This is a genomic window from Streptomyces sp. NPDC026538 (genome assembly GCF_055567535.1).
The window spans coordinates 65382-77377 of the sequence record NZ_JBVHQG010000018.1 but is presented as its reverse complement, the minus strand read 5'-3'; the positions used below and the strand labels follow the sequence as shown (position 1 = coordinate 77377).

12 protein-coding genes and 1 pseudogene are annotated in these 11996 nt (G+C 71.7%); 9 read left to right on the top strand and 4 right to left on the bottom strand.

Translation table 11 applies throughout. From position 1 onward, the window contains the following. Positions 1 to 11: 11 nt before the first annotated feature. Positions 12 to 386, top strand: coding sequence for a F0F1 ATP synthase subunit epsilon (locus ACZ4N4_RS43890; protein WP_351710510.1), 375 nt, complete (start codon positions 12 to 14; stop codon positions 384 to 386). A gap of 129 nt (positions 387 to 515) precedes the next feature. Then, positions 516 to 962 (top strand): DUF2550 domain-containing protein, encoded by a 447-nt coding sequence (locus ACZ4N4_RS43885; RefSeq protein ID WP_453580479.1) that lies wholly within the window; start codon positions 516 to 518, stop codon positions 960 to 962. A gap of 60 nt (positions 963 to 1022) precedes the next feature. Here ACZ4N4_RS43885 and ACZ4N4_RS43880 read toward each other — a convergent pair whose 3' ends face one another. Next, positions 1023 to 2846: a glycosyl hydrolase family 18 protein gene (locus ACZ4N4_RS43880; RefSeq protein ID WP_467599817.1), complete on the bottom strand. Its 1824-nt coding sequence runs from the start codon at positions 2844 to 2846 to the stop codon at positions 1023 to 1025. Between the two features lie 348 nt (positions 2847 to 3194). On the opposite strand from ACZ4N4_RS43880, the gene ACZ4N4_RS43875 reads away from it, so the two are divergent. From ACZ4N4_RS43875 to ACZ4N4_RS43860, 4 genes are read left to right on the top strand one after another with little or no spacing between them, the layout of a single operon-like run. Next, positions 3195 to 3890 (top strand): response regulator transcription factor, encoded by a 696-nt coding sequence (locus ACZ4N4_RS43875; protein ID WP_453580474.1) that lies wholly within the window; start codon positions 3195 to 3197, stop codon positions 3888 to 3890. Next, complete coding sequence (locus tag ACZ4N4_RS43870) at positions 3887 to 5353, top strand: sensor histidine kinase (protein WP_467599814.1); 1467 nt, start codon at positions 3887 to 3889, stop codon at positions 5351 to 5353. Before ACZ4N4_RS43875 ends, ACZ4N4_RS43870 begins: the two co-directional genes overlap by 4 nt. 51 nt (positions 5354 to 5404) lie before the next feature. Further along, the gene (locus ACZ4N4_RS43865) at positions 5405 to 5806 is read left to right on the top strand and encodes a hypothetical protein (protein ID WP_453580468.1); all 402 of its coding nucleotides are present in this window, start codon (positions 5405 to 5407) and stop codon (positions 5804 to 5806) included. Then, entirely contained in the window at positions 5806 to 6003 is a 198-nt protein-coding gene (locus ACZ4N4_RS43860) for a hypothetical protein (RefSeq protein ID WP_453580465.1), read from the top strand. Before ACZ4N4_RS43865 ends, ACZ4N4_RS43860 begins: the two co-directional genes overlap by 1 nt. A gap of 31 nt (positions 6004 to 6034) precedes the next feature. On the opposite strand, the gene ACZ4N4_RS43855 is transcribed toward ACZ4N4_RS43860, so the two are convergent. After that, positions 6035 to 6622 carry a cob(I)yrinic acid a,c-diamide adenosyltransferase gene (locus ACZ4N4_RS43855; protein ID WP_450767297.1) on the bottom strand — a complete coding sequence of 196 codons (588 nt, stop codon included), beginning with the start codon at positions 6620 to 6622 and terminating at the stop codon, positions 6035 to 6037. 13 nt (positions 6623 to 6635) lie between these two features. Beyond that, positions 6636 to 6767 (bottom strand): annotated as a pseudogene (locus ACZ4N4_RS43850) (ABC transporter permease); the annotation flags it as partial. Between the two features lie 165 nt (positions 6768 to 6932). Here ACZ4N4_RS43850 and ACZ4N4_RS43845 point away from each other — a divergent pair. The 3 genes from ACZ4N4_RS43845 to ACZ4N4_RS43835 all read left to right on the top strand — a co-directional run bounded on the left by ACZ4N4_RS43845 (position 6933) and on the right by ACZ4N4_RS43835 (position 11160). Then, positions 6933 to 7781 (top strand): 3-hydroxyacyl-CoA dehydrogenase family protein, encoded by an 849-nt coding sequence (locus ACZ4N4_RS43845; RefSeq protein WP_467599810.1) that lies wholly within the window; start codon positions 6933 to 6935, stop codon positions 7779 to 7781. 208 nt (positions 7782 to 7989) lie between these two features. Continuing rightward, the gene (locus ACZ4N4_RS43840; RefSeq protein WP_186284954.1) at positions 7990 to 8313 is read left to right on the top strand and encodes an STAS domain-containing protein; all 324 of its coding nucleotides are present in this window, start codon (positions 7990 to 7992) and stop codon (positions 8311 to 8313) included. A 330-nt stretch (positions 8314 to 8643) separates the two neighbouring features. Then, the gene (locus ACZ4N4_RS43835) at positions 8644 to 11160 is read left to right on the top strand and encodes an ATP-binding protein (RefSeq protein ID WP_467599807.1); all 2517 of its coding nucleotides are present in this window, start codon (positions 8644 to 8646) and stop codon (positions 11158 to 11160) included. Between the two features lie 73 nt (positions 11161 to 11233). Here ACZ4N4_RS43835 and nucS read toward each other — a convergent pair whose 3' ends face one another. Further along, a complete protein-coding gene (gene nucS, locus ACZ4N4_RS43830) occupies positions 11234 to 11905 on the bottom strand; it encodes an endonuclease NucS (RefSeq protein ID WP_362575552.1) in 672 nt (223 codons plus the stop codon). Positions 11906 to 11996: the final 91 nt, after the last annotated feature.

The window sequence follows — 11996 nt, the reverse complement described above, 5'->3', positions numbered from 1 at the left end:
AGGAGCCACCTTTGGCTGCTGAGCTGCATGTCGAGCTGGTCGCCGCCGACCGTCAGGTCTGGTCCGGCGAGGCGACCCTGGTCGTCGCGCGCACCACGTCCGGCGACATCGGCGTCATGCCCGGTCACCAGCCGCTGCTGGGTGTGCTGGAGTCGGGCCCGGTGACCATCCGTACGAGTGAAGGTGGGACGGTCGTCGCCGCGGTGCACGGCGGTTTCATCTCGTTCGCGGACAACAAGCTGTCGCTGCTGGCCGAGATCGCCGAGCTCTCGGACGAGATCGACGTCCAGCGCGCGGAGCGGGAGCTGGAGCGCGCGAAGGCGGAAGGCGACGCCACTGCCGAGCGACGCGCCGACGTCCGTCTGCGGGCGGCGACGTCGCGCTGACACACTGCGCGTATGCGTTGACGTAACTCAGCCGCGGCTGGGACCGGAGCCATCCGGTCCCAGCCGCGGCTGAGGTAGATCTGGGTCTTTTTACGTTCCATTACCTAGGAGACGAGGAGGTCGGTGCCGATGGTCCTCGCTCTGACTGTGTGCGGAATCGTGGTCGCGCTCGTGGTGGTGGGACTCTTCCTGTTCGGGCTGCGGCGCAGACTGATCCAGCGCTCCGGCGGCACCTTCGACTGTTCGCTGCGCTGGGACGTCCCCGAGAAACCGGACACCAACGGCAAGGGCTGGAGCTACGGCGTCGCCCGCTACAACGGCGACAGCGTCGAGTGGTACCGGGTCTTCTCCTACGCCTACCGCCCCCGCCGGGTCCTGGAACGCGACCGGATCGAGGTGGCCGGCCGCCGCCTGCCGGAGGGCGAGGAGGAACTGGCGCTGCTCTCCGACGCGGTGATCCTCACCTGTGTCCATCGGGGCACCCGCCTGGAACTCGCGATGAGCGAAGACGCGCTGACCGGTTTTCTCGCGTGGCTGGAGGCAGCCCCGCCCGGCCAGCGGGTGAATGTGGCGTAACCACATTCGCCCTTCCCCGGACGGGGTCCGGGGAAGGGCGAATCCTGCTCAGGTGGGTTACTACAGGTTCGAGTTGATGGCGCTCACCAGTTCGCCGTCGCTGGTGTCACCGCTGAAGTCCCAGAAGAACGCGCCGCCGAGACTCTGGGACTTGGCCCAGCTCATCTTCCCGGCGATCGTCGACGGCGTGTCGTAGGACCACCAGTTGCTGCCGCAGTGCGCATACGCCGTGCCCGCGATGGTGCCGGTGACCGGGCAGGACGTCTTGAGCACCTTGTAGTCCTCGATGCCCTGCTCGTAGGTGCCCGGCGCCGGACCGGTCGCCGTACCGCCCGGAGCGTCCTGCGTCACGCCCGTCCAGCCGCGGCCGTAGAAGCCGATGCCGATCAGCAGCTTGCTCGCGGGGACGCCCTTGGACTTGAACTTGGCGATCGCGTCGGCCGTGGTGAAGCCGGGCGTCGGGATACCGGCGTAGGTGGTGAGCGGCGAGTGCGGGGCGGTCGGGCCGTCCGCGTCGAAGGCGCCGAAGAAGTCGTACGACATCACGTTGTACCAGTCGACGTACTGGGCCGCGCCCGCGTAGTCCGCGGCGTCGATCTTGCCGCCGGAGGTGCCGTCCGCGGTGGTGGCCGCGGTGACCAGGTTGTTCGAGCCGAACTTGGCGCGCAGCGCGGCCATCAGGTTCTTGTAGGCCGCCGCCCCGCTGGTGTCGCAGCTCAGCCCGCAGGCGTTCGGGTACTCCCAGTCGATGTCGATGCCGTCGAAGACATCGGCCCAGCGCGGGTCCTCGACCAGTTTGTAGCAGGAGTCGGCGAACGCGGTCGGGTTGGCAGCGGCCTGGGCGAAGCCGCCGGACCAGGTCCAGCCGCCGAAGGACCACAGGACCTTGATGTTCGGGTACTTGGCCTTCAGCTCGCGCAGCTGGTTGAAGTTGCCGGCCAGCGGCTGGTCCCAGGTGTCGGCGGCACCGCTGACCGACTGGTCGGCGGTGAACGTCTTCTGGTAGTCGGCGTAGGCGTCGCCGATGGCGCACTGGCCGTTGGTGACGTTGCCGAAGGCGTAGTTGATGTGCGTGATCTTCGCGGCCGATCCCGACGTCACCAGGTTCTTGACGTTGTAGTTGCGGCCGTAGATGCCCCACTCGGTGAAGTAGCCGAGCTTGACCTTGGAGCCGGTGGTCGGGGGAGTGGTCGTACCGCCCGTGGTGTGGACGGAGACCGCGCCGCTGACCGGACCCGTCTGGTTCGCGGTGTCGCGGGCCTGGACCGTGTAGGAGTAGTCGGTACCGGCGGTGAGACCCGTGTCGGTGTACGACGTGGTGGTCACCGTGGAGACGACCTTGCCGTCGCGCAGCACGTCGTAGTTCTTGACGCCCTTGTCGTCGGTGGCGGCGGACCAGCTCAGCTTCACCGAGGTGTCGGCGATGGCGGACGCGGTCGGGGTGCCGGGCGCGGAGGGCGCCGCGTCACCGGGGACAGTGGTGCCGCCGTCACAACTGGCGCCGTTGAGGAGGCAGTTGCTCGGGGCGCCGGAACCCGCGCCGTTGAAGCCGAAGGAGACGGACGCGCCGGGGGCGATGGAGCCGTTGTAGGACTTGTTCTTGGCGGTCCAGTGGGTGCCGGACGAGGTGACGTCCGCGTCCCAGGCGGAGGTGACCGAGGTGCCGGAGGGGTAGTCCCACTCGACGGTCCAGGAACTGATCGACGTGGTGCCGGTGTTCTTGACGGTCCACTGGCCGCCGAAGCCGGTGCCCCAGTCCTGGGTCTTGGTGTAGGTGGCGGTGGCGGTCGTCGCGGCCTGGGCGGGGGCCGCGAGGCCGACCAGGCCGGCCAGCGGGAGCAACAGGGTCGCGAACCCTGCCGCGGCTCTGTGTCTGAAGCGCATCGTGCGCCTCCTATGGGGAGTTGGGGGGTGCGACTGAGCCTTCGCACCCACAGTGCCGCGAGAATAGAAAGGTCTGGACCACCGGTCAATAGGTCTGGACCACTATCCGGAATCGGCTGCCGGACGCCCAACTCCGCTGCCGGTGGGGCCGCTTGCCCCGGCTGTGTGGCTCTGGGCCGCCCGGCGGCCGACTGACGTGCGTCTTCGCCGTGGCCTCGGCCGGCTCCGGCCGGGCCGCGACACCGGCGCCGGACGGCCCGCCGTACCCGAGGCGGATAGACGGATCCCTCGGCCGGCCGCCCGGACGGGGACCGTACGCTGGCCGGGCACCGAGTGAGGGAGGCGGGCATGAGCGAGGCGGACACGCCGGGGGCCGTGCTGGTCGTGGACGACGACGCGGCCATCCGGCGCTCCCTGGAGCGCGGGCTGCGGCTGAGCGGCTTCGTGGTGCGGACGGCGGAGAGCGGACCGCAGGCCCTGGCCGCCGTCCGGGACGCCCCGCCGGACGTGCTTGTCCTCGATGTCTCGATGCCCGGTATGAGCGGCATCGAGGTCTGCGAACGGCTCCGTGACGACGGTCAGGACCTCCCCGTCCTCATGCTCTCCGCGCTGGACGAGACCGCCGACCGGATAGCCGGACTCCAGGCGGGCGGCGACGACTACCTGGTCAAGCCGTTCGCGCTGCAGGAACTGGTGCTGCGGCTGCGCGCGCTGCTGCGCCGCCGGCCGCCCGCCGGGCGGGAGGTGCTGCGGGTGGCCGGGCTGGTGATCGACCCGGCGGCCCGCACCGCCGCGCGGGACGAACGGCCCCTGGACCTGACCCGCCGCGAGTTCGAACTCCTCGAGGTGCTCGCCCGCAACGCCGGGCTGGTCCTCACCCGGGACCAGCTCCTGGACCGGGTGTGGGGCTACGACTTCGACGTGCGTACCGACACCGTCGACACGTTCGTCAGCTATCTGCGCCGCAAACTGGAGGCGGACGGGCGGCCCAGGCTGGTGCACACCGTACGCGGCGTGGGTTTCGTGCTGCGGGAGGAGCCGTGAGGCTCTCCACCCGCATCGGGCTCGCCGTCGGGGTGACCGTGCCGCTGCTGGTGCTGGCCTCCGGCTGGCTGCTGCTCCAGCTGGTCGACCACGACCTTCACAGCGCCGAGGACGACCACCTCCGGGCCCGCGCCACCGCCGTGGCCCAGGACGCCCGCGCCCTGCTGCGGGCCAGCGCGGGCGGCCGGCCCAAGGCGGCCGACACCAGGGAACGACAGCTGTTCAGCGCGGCCCTGGACGTCGGCGTACGGGTCGTCGCACCGGACGGCACCTTCAGCGGCGGCCCCCAGCCGGACGCCTCGGTCCGGCTGCCGGCACGGGCGGCCCGCACCCCGGTCACCGTCCGGGACGGCGGCACCAGCTGGCGTGCCCTGTCACGGCCGATCACCACCGACCGCGGCTCGGGCACCCTGTGGGTCTTCGCGCCCAACGCCGCCGACCAGGCCCAACTCCGTCTCGTCCGGCGCCGCGTGCTCGCCACCTCCCTGCTCGCCGCCCCCCTCTCCGGCCTGCTCGCCTGGGGCATCGCCACCGGCGCCACCGGCCCCCTGCGCCGCCTCGGCCGCCGTGCCGCCGGCCTCGACCCGCGCACCAGCGCCACCCGGCTGCACCACGAACCGACCGGCGTCACCGAGGTCGACGAACTGGCCGCCACCCTCCAGAAAGCCCTCGCCCGCTACGACGAACAGGCCGCCCGCACCGCCGAAGCCCTGGACACCGCCCGCTCCTTCTCCTCGGCCGCCGCCCACGAGCTGCGCACCCCGCTCATGAGCATGGGCACCAACCTCGACATCCTCGTCGCGCATCCCGAGCTCGCCGAGCCGGAACGCGCCGAGGTCCTCACCGACCTGCGTCACGAGCACGCCCGGCTGCTCGGTCTGCTGGTGATGCTGCGCGAGCTGGGGCGCGGCGACCTGGTGGAGGCGGAAGCGCTCCGGACCGTAGACCTCTCCGACGTCGCCGACGCGGCGGTGGCCGAGGCCCGGCGGCGCACCCCGGACGCCCTGATCACCGTCGACGCGGCCCCCGGGCTCACGGTCCACGGCTGGGAACCGGGCCTGCGACTGCTGCTCGACAACCTGCTGGCCAACGCGCTGGCCCACGGCCGGGACGCGGACGGTCGGGCATGCGTGGCGGTCGGGCTGCGGGGTGCGGGCGAGCAGGTCGTGATCACCGTCGACGACCAGGGACCCGGCGTGCCGCCCGGGGAGCGGGGCCGCGTCTTCGAGCGCTTCCGGCGCGGGCCGGGCAGCACCGGCTCGGGGCTCGGCCTGACTCTGGTGGCCCAGCAGACGGCACTGCACCAGGGCGAGGTCACGGTCACCGGCGGTCCGGACGGCGCCGGCGCCCGCTTCCAGGTGCGCATGGACCGGGCCGGCGGCGAACTGCCCGCCCACCGGGACTGGCTGATCGACACAGCCGGGGCAAACCGGTCACAGAGTTTCCCCAAAGACGGTCCCTAGCGTCCGTCGCGTCGGGCGGACCACGGGACCGCCCGGGGAACGGAGGCAGAGATGTATGTACGACGAAGGCGGCGCACCCTCCTCGTGGGGCTGGCCGCGGCGGCGCTGATGACGACCGGCACCGGCGTGGCGACGGCCGACAGCACGCCGGCCCCGGCGGCGACGCCGACCGGTGACGGCGCACAGGCGCTGTGCAAGCGGGCGCCGAAGATCGACCGGCGCATCGACCGCGCGCTGCGGCGGCTGAACGCCGGGGCGGACCGGCGCGGTTCGATCGCCCGGTTGCAGCAGCGGGTGGACAACGCGAAGGCGGCGGGGCACAGCGAGGTCGCCACCTATCTGCAGGACCGGCTGACCTTCCGCAAGTCCCTCGTCCCCACCCTCCGGCAGCGGCAGAGCGATCTGGCCGACGTCCGGACGTGGTGCCGGAACAACGACGCGGGCGCGAGCTGATGCGCCCGAGGCTCGCGGCCGCCGCGGTCGCCCTCCTCGCGGGGCTCTGCGTCGGCTGCGCCCACGACGGCGGTACGGCGCAGCACGCCCCCGCGGCCCCCTCCGGCTACCCGGAGATGCAGCAGAAGGTGGCCGCGGCCGAGTCCGCGGTCGGGCAGGCGGACAAGGACGCGGCCCAGGACGACACCGGCCGCTGAGAAGCGGGGGAGGGGCGGGGACCGCCCGGACTCAGCGCTCCCCGCCCGGCACCCACAGCACGTCCCCGACGTCCTTGTTGGCTGTGCGGGCGAGAATGAACAGCAGGTCCGACAGCCGGTTGAGGTAGGTCGCGGTCAGCGGGTTCATGCCGCCGTCCTTGCCCTCGGCGCCGTGCACCTCCAGCGCGGCCCACGTCGACCGCTCGGCCCGCCGCACCACCGTGCAGGCCTGGTGGAGCAGGGCCGCGCCGGGGGTGCCGCCGGGCAGGATGAACGAACGGAGCTTCTCCAGCCGCTCGTTGAAGCGGTCGCAGTCCGCCTCCAGCTTGTCGATGTAGAACTGCTCGACCCGCAGCGGCGGGAACTGCGGGTTCGCCACGACCGGCGTCGAAAGGTCCGCTCCCACGTCGAACAGGTCGTTCTGCACCCGGGTGAGCACCTTGACGACCTCCTCGTCCAGCCCGCCCAGCGCGATCGCCGTACCGATCGCCGCGTTCGCCTCGTTGGCGTCCGCGTACGCCGAGATCCGCAGATCGGTCTTGGCGACCCGGCTCATGTCCCCGAGAGCGGTGCTGCCCTGGTCGCCGGTCCTGGTGTAGATGCGCGTCAGATTGACCATGCGACCAGCGTAGTTACGCTCCGGCCGTCCGGAACGCGCGTGTGCCCACCGTCACGGCCGGTGTCGTGAAGGCGACGGCGACCAGCACGCCGTACAGCATGTGGACGGTCGTGTACGCACCGGCGTGTGCGTCGCGCATCGTGTTACGTGGCCGGGAATGAACCACGCCGCGGGGCACGGCTGACGAGACGTGACGGTTGTCTCACGCCCTGAGACCGTGACACGCATTACTTACCGGGTTTCCCGGCCCCCCACGAGCGCTAGGGTCCCGCCAAAGAGGCATACCTCAACAGCGTGTAAGGGGAGCGGAGTGGCACGGAAGCTTGCCGTCATCGGTGCCGGCCTGATGGGTTCCGGCATCGCCCAGGTCGCCGCGCAGGGCGGCTGGGACGTGGTCCTGCGGGACGTCACCGACGAGGCGCTGGACCGTGCCGTGGGAGGCATCCAGGCCTCGTACGACAAGTTCGTGAGCAGGGGGAAGCTGGAGGCGCACGACGCCGACGCCGCCCTGGCCCGCATCACCACGACCACCGACCTGGACGCGGTCGCCGACGCCGACATCGTCGTCGAGGCCGTCTTCGAGAAGCTGGAGGTCAAGCACGAGATCTTCCGTGCGCTCGACAAGATCGTGCGTCCGGACGCCGTGCTCGCCTCCAACACCTCCGCCATCCCGATCACCAAGATCGCGGCGGCCACCGAGCACCCCGAGCGGGTCGTCGGCGTCCACTTCTTCTCGCCGGTGCCGATGATGCAGCTCGTGGAACTGGTCCGGGGCTACAAGACCAGCGACGAAACCCTCGCCACCGCGCGGGAGTTCGCCGAGTCCACCGGCAAGACCTGCATCGTCGTCAACCGGGACGTCGCCGGCTTCGTGACGACCCGGCTGATCTCGGCGCTCGTCGTCGAGGCCACCAAGCTGTACGAATCGGGCGTCGCCACCGCCGAGGACATCGACCTGGCCTGCAAGCTGGGCTTCGGCCACGCCATGGGCCCGCTGGCCACGGCGGACCTCACCGGCGTCGACATCCTGCTGCACGCCACCGGCAACATCTACACCGAGTCGCAGGACGAGAAGTTCGCCCCGCCGGAGCTGATGCGCCGGATGGTTGACGCCGGTGACATCGGGCGCAAGAGCGGGCAGGGCTTCTACACGTACTGAAACATCAGTGCGTCATCAGCCCGGCACCCGTACCCAGAGCCTCTGAACCGCCTCCGAAAACGCACAGGCCCCGAAAGTTTCACTCTCGGGGGTGAATTCGGTATCGGTTCGCTTACAGATGGCAACCTCTGACCGTCGAACGCAGTCAGAGGTTGCATCACCGGACATCACTTGCACGGAGTAGGACACGCACTCTCGGGGAGCGCATATGCACATCAGGGGCGACCACGCCGAGCTGGTCGTCGGGGGCCGCCTCGACGTGCGCAGCGCGGCGGACGCCCGTACGGTCCTGCACTCGGCCGTCGACGACGGAGTCGGCGATCTGGTGCTGGACCTGTCCGAGCTGGACTCCTGGGACGCCACCGGACTCGGGGTGATCATGGGGGCCCACCGGCGGGCCGGCCGCTGCGGCCGCCGTCTGGTGTTGCGCGGCGTACCGCCGCAGATGCAGCGCCTGCTGGTGGCCACCAGGCTGCACCGGATCCTGGCGATCGAGGGGGGAATCGGGGTGGAGTCGCTGCCCCGGGTCTGACCACGGGGCCGGGGTGTCACGCCTGCCCCGGGTGTGCGACGGGTGTGCGGCGGCGAACGGGTGGGACACGGTGTGGACCGGGCGACGGGGGAGACCCGGACGGACCGCGCACAAGCTCACCTCGTGCGCAATCCTCACGAGACTGTGATGTCTTGGACGGCGCGGTACCCCGGACTGTCGTAGATACTGTGCGAAGGTTTAGGGTTCGGTCGCCCGCTGCCTAGTCACCCTTCGAGCGCGGGCCCGGACCAGAAGCGACAGCGCAGTGTGCAACAGGCCGGGAGGGGCCCGCATTCACGGCACACCACGCTTTTGGGGGGCTAGGAACCTATGGACCCGATCAACCCGGGACCCGAGGCGTACGGCCACGACGGCGACGGCAGCACGCCGCGCCAGCGCCCGCCGAGGGAATCCCTCACCAACGACTTCGGCCAGAGCGCGCCGGCGCTCGTGCGCACGGCACGGCTGGTCTCCGGCGACTTCCTGCTGACCGTGAACCCGGTCGACGGCAGCGAGATAGAACCCTGCCCGCCGACCGAGCGCCCCGCCAGACCGGAGAAGCGCACCGCCGCCGAGCGCGCCGAGTACGAGCGCGCCGCCCGGCCGCCGGTGCCGCCCGGCCCCGCCCAGCCCGACCTGCCGCTCCTGGAGCGCCAGGACGACCGCGAGCGTCTGGTACGACTCCTCGCCCGCGGCCGCTCCGTCCGGCTCACCGGCCCCTCGGGCTCCGGCCGCACCGCGCTCCTCGACCTGGTCGCCGACGACTGCTCGGACCTCGCCCCCGACGGCGTGGTCCGCCTCAGCGGCTTCCACCGCACGCCCGCGGACCTGCTCCACGACCTCTTCTACGCCGTCTACAAGGCGCCCGCGCACCGGCCCGACCCCGACGAGCTCCTGGAACTGGTGGGTGAGATCGGCGCGGTCGTCGTCCTCGACGACATCGAGTTCGGCGGCTCCGGGCTCGACGAACTGGTCGACGCCACCCCGGAGTGCGCCTTCCTCATCGCCGCCACCCCGGACGTGCCGGCACCCACCGCGGACTCGGCGGTCGAGGAGATCTTCCTCAGCGGCCTGGAGCGGGCCGGGGGAGTGGACATCCTGGAGCGTGCGGTCGGCCGGGTACTCAGCGAGGAGGAGGCCAACTGGGCCGGCGACCTCTGGTTCGAGTCCGAGGGCCTGCCGCTGCGATTCGTCCAGGCGGGCGCGCTGCTGCGCCAGCGCGACCAACTGCGGGCCAGCGCGGGCGCCGTCGACGAGTTCGGCGTCTTCGCCTCCGACCTGTCCGACCTGTCCGCTCTGTCCGACCTGTCGGTCGACGCGCCCTTCGACGCCGAGACGGCCGAAGAAGTTCCGCTGCCGTCCCTCGGCGAGGCCGCCGCGCCCGCGCCGCTGCTCGCCGCCCGCCTCAGCGCCTCCGCCCGCGCCACCCTGCGCTTCGCGGTCGCCCTCGGCGGTGAGGTCCCGCACCAGGCCCATCTGCCCGCCCTGGTCGGCGACACCCACGCGGACGCCGCCCTCGGTGAACTGGCGGGCTGCGGACTGGTCTCCCCGGTCGGCTCCCGCTACCGGCTCGCCGCGGGCGTCCAGCAGCAGCTGGAGGCCGCCGGATACGCCGACGACATCGAGACCCAGGCCCTCACCGCCGGCCAGCACTACTCCTGGTGGGCCGGCCACCCCTCCGTCACCCCCGACCGGGTGTGCGCCGAGGCGGACGCGGTCCTCGCCGCCCTGGCGGTCCTCGTCCCGGCCACCGTGCCGCCGGCCGAGGACCAGGAGTCCACCCCGGTACGACTGGCCCGCACGGCCGCGCCCGCGTTCGCGGCCGGCCTGCACTGGAGCGCGTGGGAACGCGCGCTGCGGGCCGGCGCGGAGGCCGCCCGTCTGGCCGGCGACGTAAGTGAACAAGCCTATTTCCACCACGAGTTGGGGATACTCGCGCTCTGCGGCGACCAGCTGGACCGGGCCCGGGCCGAGCTGGAGGCCTCCATCGGGCTGCGCGGAGCGCTCTCCGACAAGCGGGGTACGACGGCCGGCCGACGCGCGCTGGCGCTGGTCGCCGACCGTTCGGGCGAGGTCATTCCCAGCCTCGCCGCGATGGCGGGCGACGAGATCCCCGACGCCCGCCACGAGGAGTCCATATCCCCGGCGGGCGGTGTCACGACGCCCTTCCCGGCCGTCCACTCCCCGATCTCGGAGACGCTGGTCAGCCGCCGCGGCCCGGAGCACTCGCCGGCGGACCGGGGCGGCAGCGGGCTGGTACGCATGGCCCGCCGCAACCTGGTGGCGGTGGGCTCGGGCGTCCTCCTCACCGCGGTCCTCGGCACGGTGGTGGGGCTCGGCATGACCTCCCACGACAACGCCGACAACCCGGCCAACAACGTGAGCGTCAACCCGTCGGCCGGCGAGGGCACGGGGGACGGCAGCCTGGACGCCGATCCCAAGCAGTCGTCGGGCACGGGCGACACGGGCACGGCGACCACCAAGCCGACGGACCCCGGCCCCGACGGCACGCTCGGCACGTCGGACGACCCGACGCCACCGTCGGACACGGTCACGCCTTCGGACACGCCGTCGGGGACGAAGGGATCGTCGAGCGGCGGTCCCACTCACACGCCGTCCAAGTCGCCCAAGCCGACCCGTTCGACTTCGCATTCACCGTCGCCGTCCCCGTCGAAGACCACCGAGTCGCCGACGCCGTCGGACACCCCCTCGGAGAGCGTCTCCCCGAGCGACACCCCCAGCACGACCGACTCCGCCAGCGGCCCGACCTCCGACACCCCGAGCGTCATCACGTCCAGCGCGTCGGAAGGCATCAGCCCGGGAACATCCACCGGCACGGTGATCTGAGCCACGATCGAGGGCCGGTCTCCCACGTGGAGACCGGCCCTCAGCTGTCTTCGGCGTCAGCCGGCCCCGGCGCTCAGAACAACCGCAGCTTGTCGTCCTGTACGCCCCGCAGCGCGTCGTAGTCCAGGATCGTGCAGCCGATGCCGCGGTCGGTGGCGAGGACGCGGGCCTGGGGCTTGATCTCCTGGGCCGCGAAGACGCCTCGCACGGGGGCGAGATGGGGATCGCGGTTGAGCAGGTCCAGGTAGCGGGTGAGCTGCTCCACACCGTCGATCTCGCCCCGGCGCTTGATCTCGACGGCGACGGTCTGCCCGTCGGCGTCCCGGCACAGGATGTCCACCGGCCCGATCGCCGTCATGTACTCGCGGCGGATCAGGGTGTAGCCCTCGCCGAGTGTCTCGATACGGTCGGCCAGCAGCTCCTGCAGGTGCGCTTCCACGCCATCCTTGATCAGGCCCGGATCCACGCCCAGCTCGTGCGAGGAGTCGTGCAGGACCTCCTCCATCGTGATGATGAGCTTCTCGCCGGCCTTGTTGATGACCGTCCAGACGCCTTCCTCGTCGCCCGCCCCCTCCTTGAGGGTGCACGGCGGCGACATCCAGTTGAGGGGCTTGTAGGCCCGGTCGTCCGCGTGGATCGAGACGCTGCCGTCCGCCTTGACCAGGATCAGACGGGGGGCCGAGGGAAGGTGGGCGGTGAGCCGGCCGGCGTAGTCGACGGAGCACCGGGCGATGACGAGACGCATGGTCGGCAACGCTACTCGACGCCCCGCCCTCCACGCGATTCGCCCGCCCGCCCTCAACCGAGGCCCTGCGGGCCGCGCCGCTTGATCCGCC

What these genes read in the sequence shown, in the direction of transcription:
- ACZ4N4_RS43860 (WP_453580465.1), top strand. Translation starts at nt 5,806, where the DNA reads ATGCGCCCGAGGCTCGCGGCCGCCGCGGTCGCCCTCCTCGCGGGGCTC.
- ACZ4N4_RS43855 (WP_450767297.1), bottom strand. Translation starts at nt 6,622, where the DNA reads ATGGTCAATCTGACGCGCATCTACACCAGGACCGGCGACCAGGGCAGC.
- ACZ4N4_RS43885 (WP_453580479.1), top strand. Translation starts at nt 516, where the DNA reads ATGGTCCTCGCTCTGACTGTGTGCGGAATCGTGGTCGCGCTCGTGGTG.
- ACZ4N4_RS43865 (WP_453580468.1), top strand. Translation starts at nt 5,405, where the DNA reads ATGTATGTACGACGAAGGCGGCGCACCCTCCTCGTGGGGCTGGCCGCG.
- ACZ4N4_RS43880 (WP_467599817.1), bottom strand. Translation starts at nt 2,846, where the DNA reads ATGCGCTTCAGACACAGAGCCGCGGCAGGGTTCGCGACCCTGTTGCTC.
- ACZ4N4_RS43840 (WP_186284954.1), top strand. Translation starts at nt 7,990, where the DNA reads ATGCACATCAGGGGCGACCACGCCGAGCTGGTCGTCGGGGGCCGCCTC.
- nucS (WP_362575552.1), bottom strand. Translation starts at nt 11,905, where the DNA reads ATGCGTCTCGTCATCGCCCGGTGCTCCGTCGACTACGCCGGCCGGCTC.
- ACZ4N4_RS43875 (WP_453580474.1), top strand. Translation starts at nt 3,195, where the DNA reads ATGAGCGAGGCGGACACGCCGGGGGCCGTGCTGGTCGTGGACGACGAC.
- ACZ4N4_RS43835 (WP_467599807.1), top strand. Translation starts at nt 8,644, where the DNA reads ATGGACCCGATCAACCCGGGACCCGAGGCGTACGGCCACGACGGCGAC.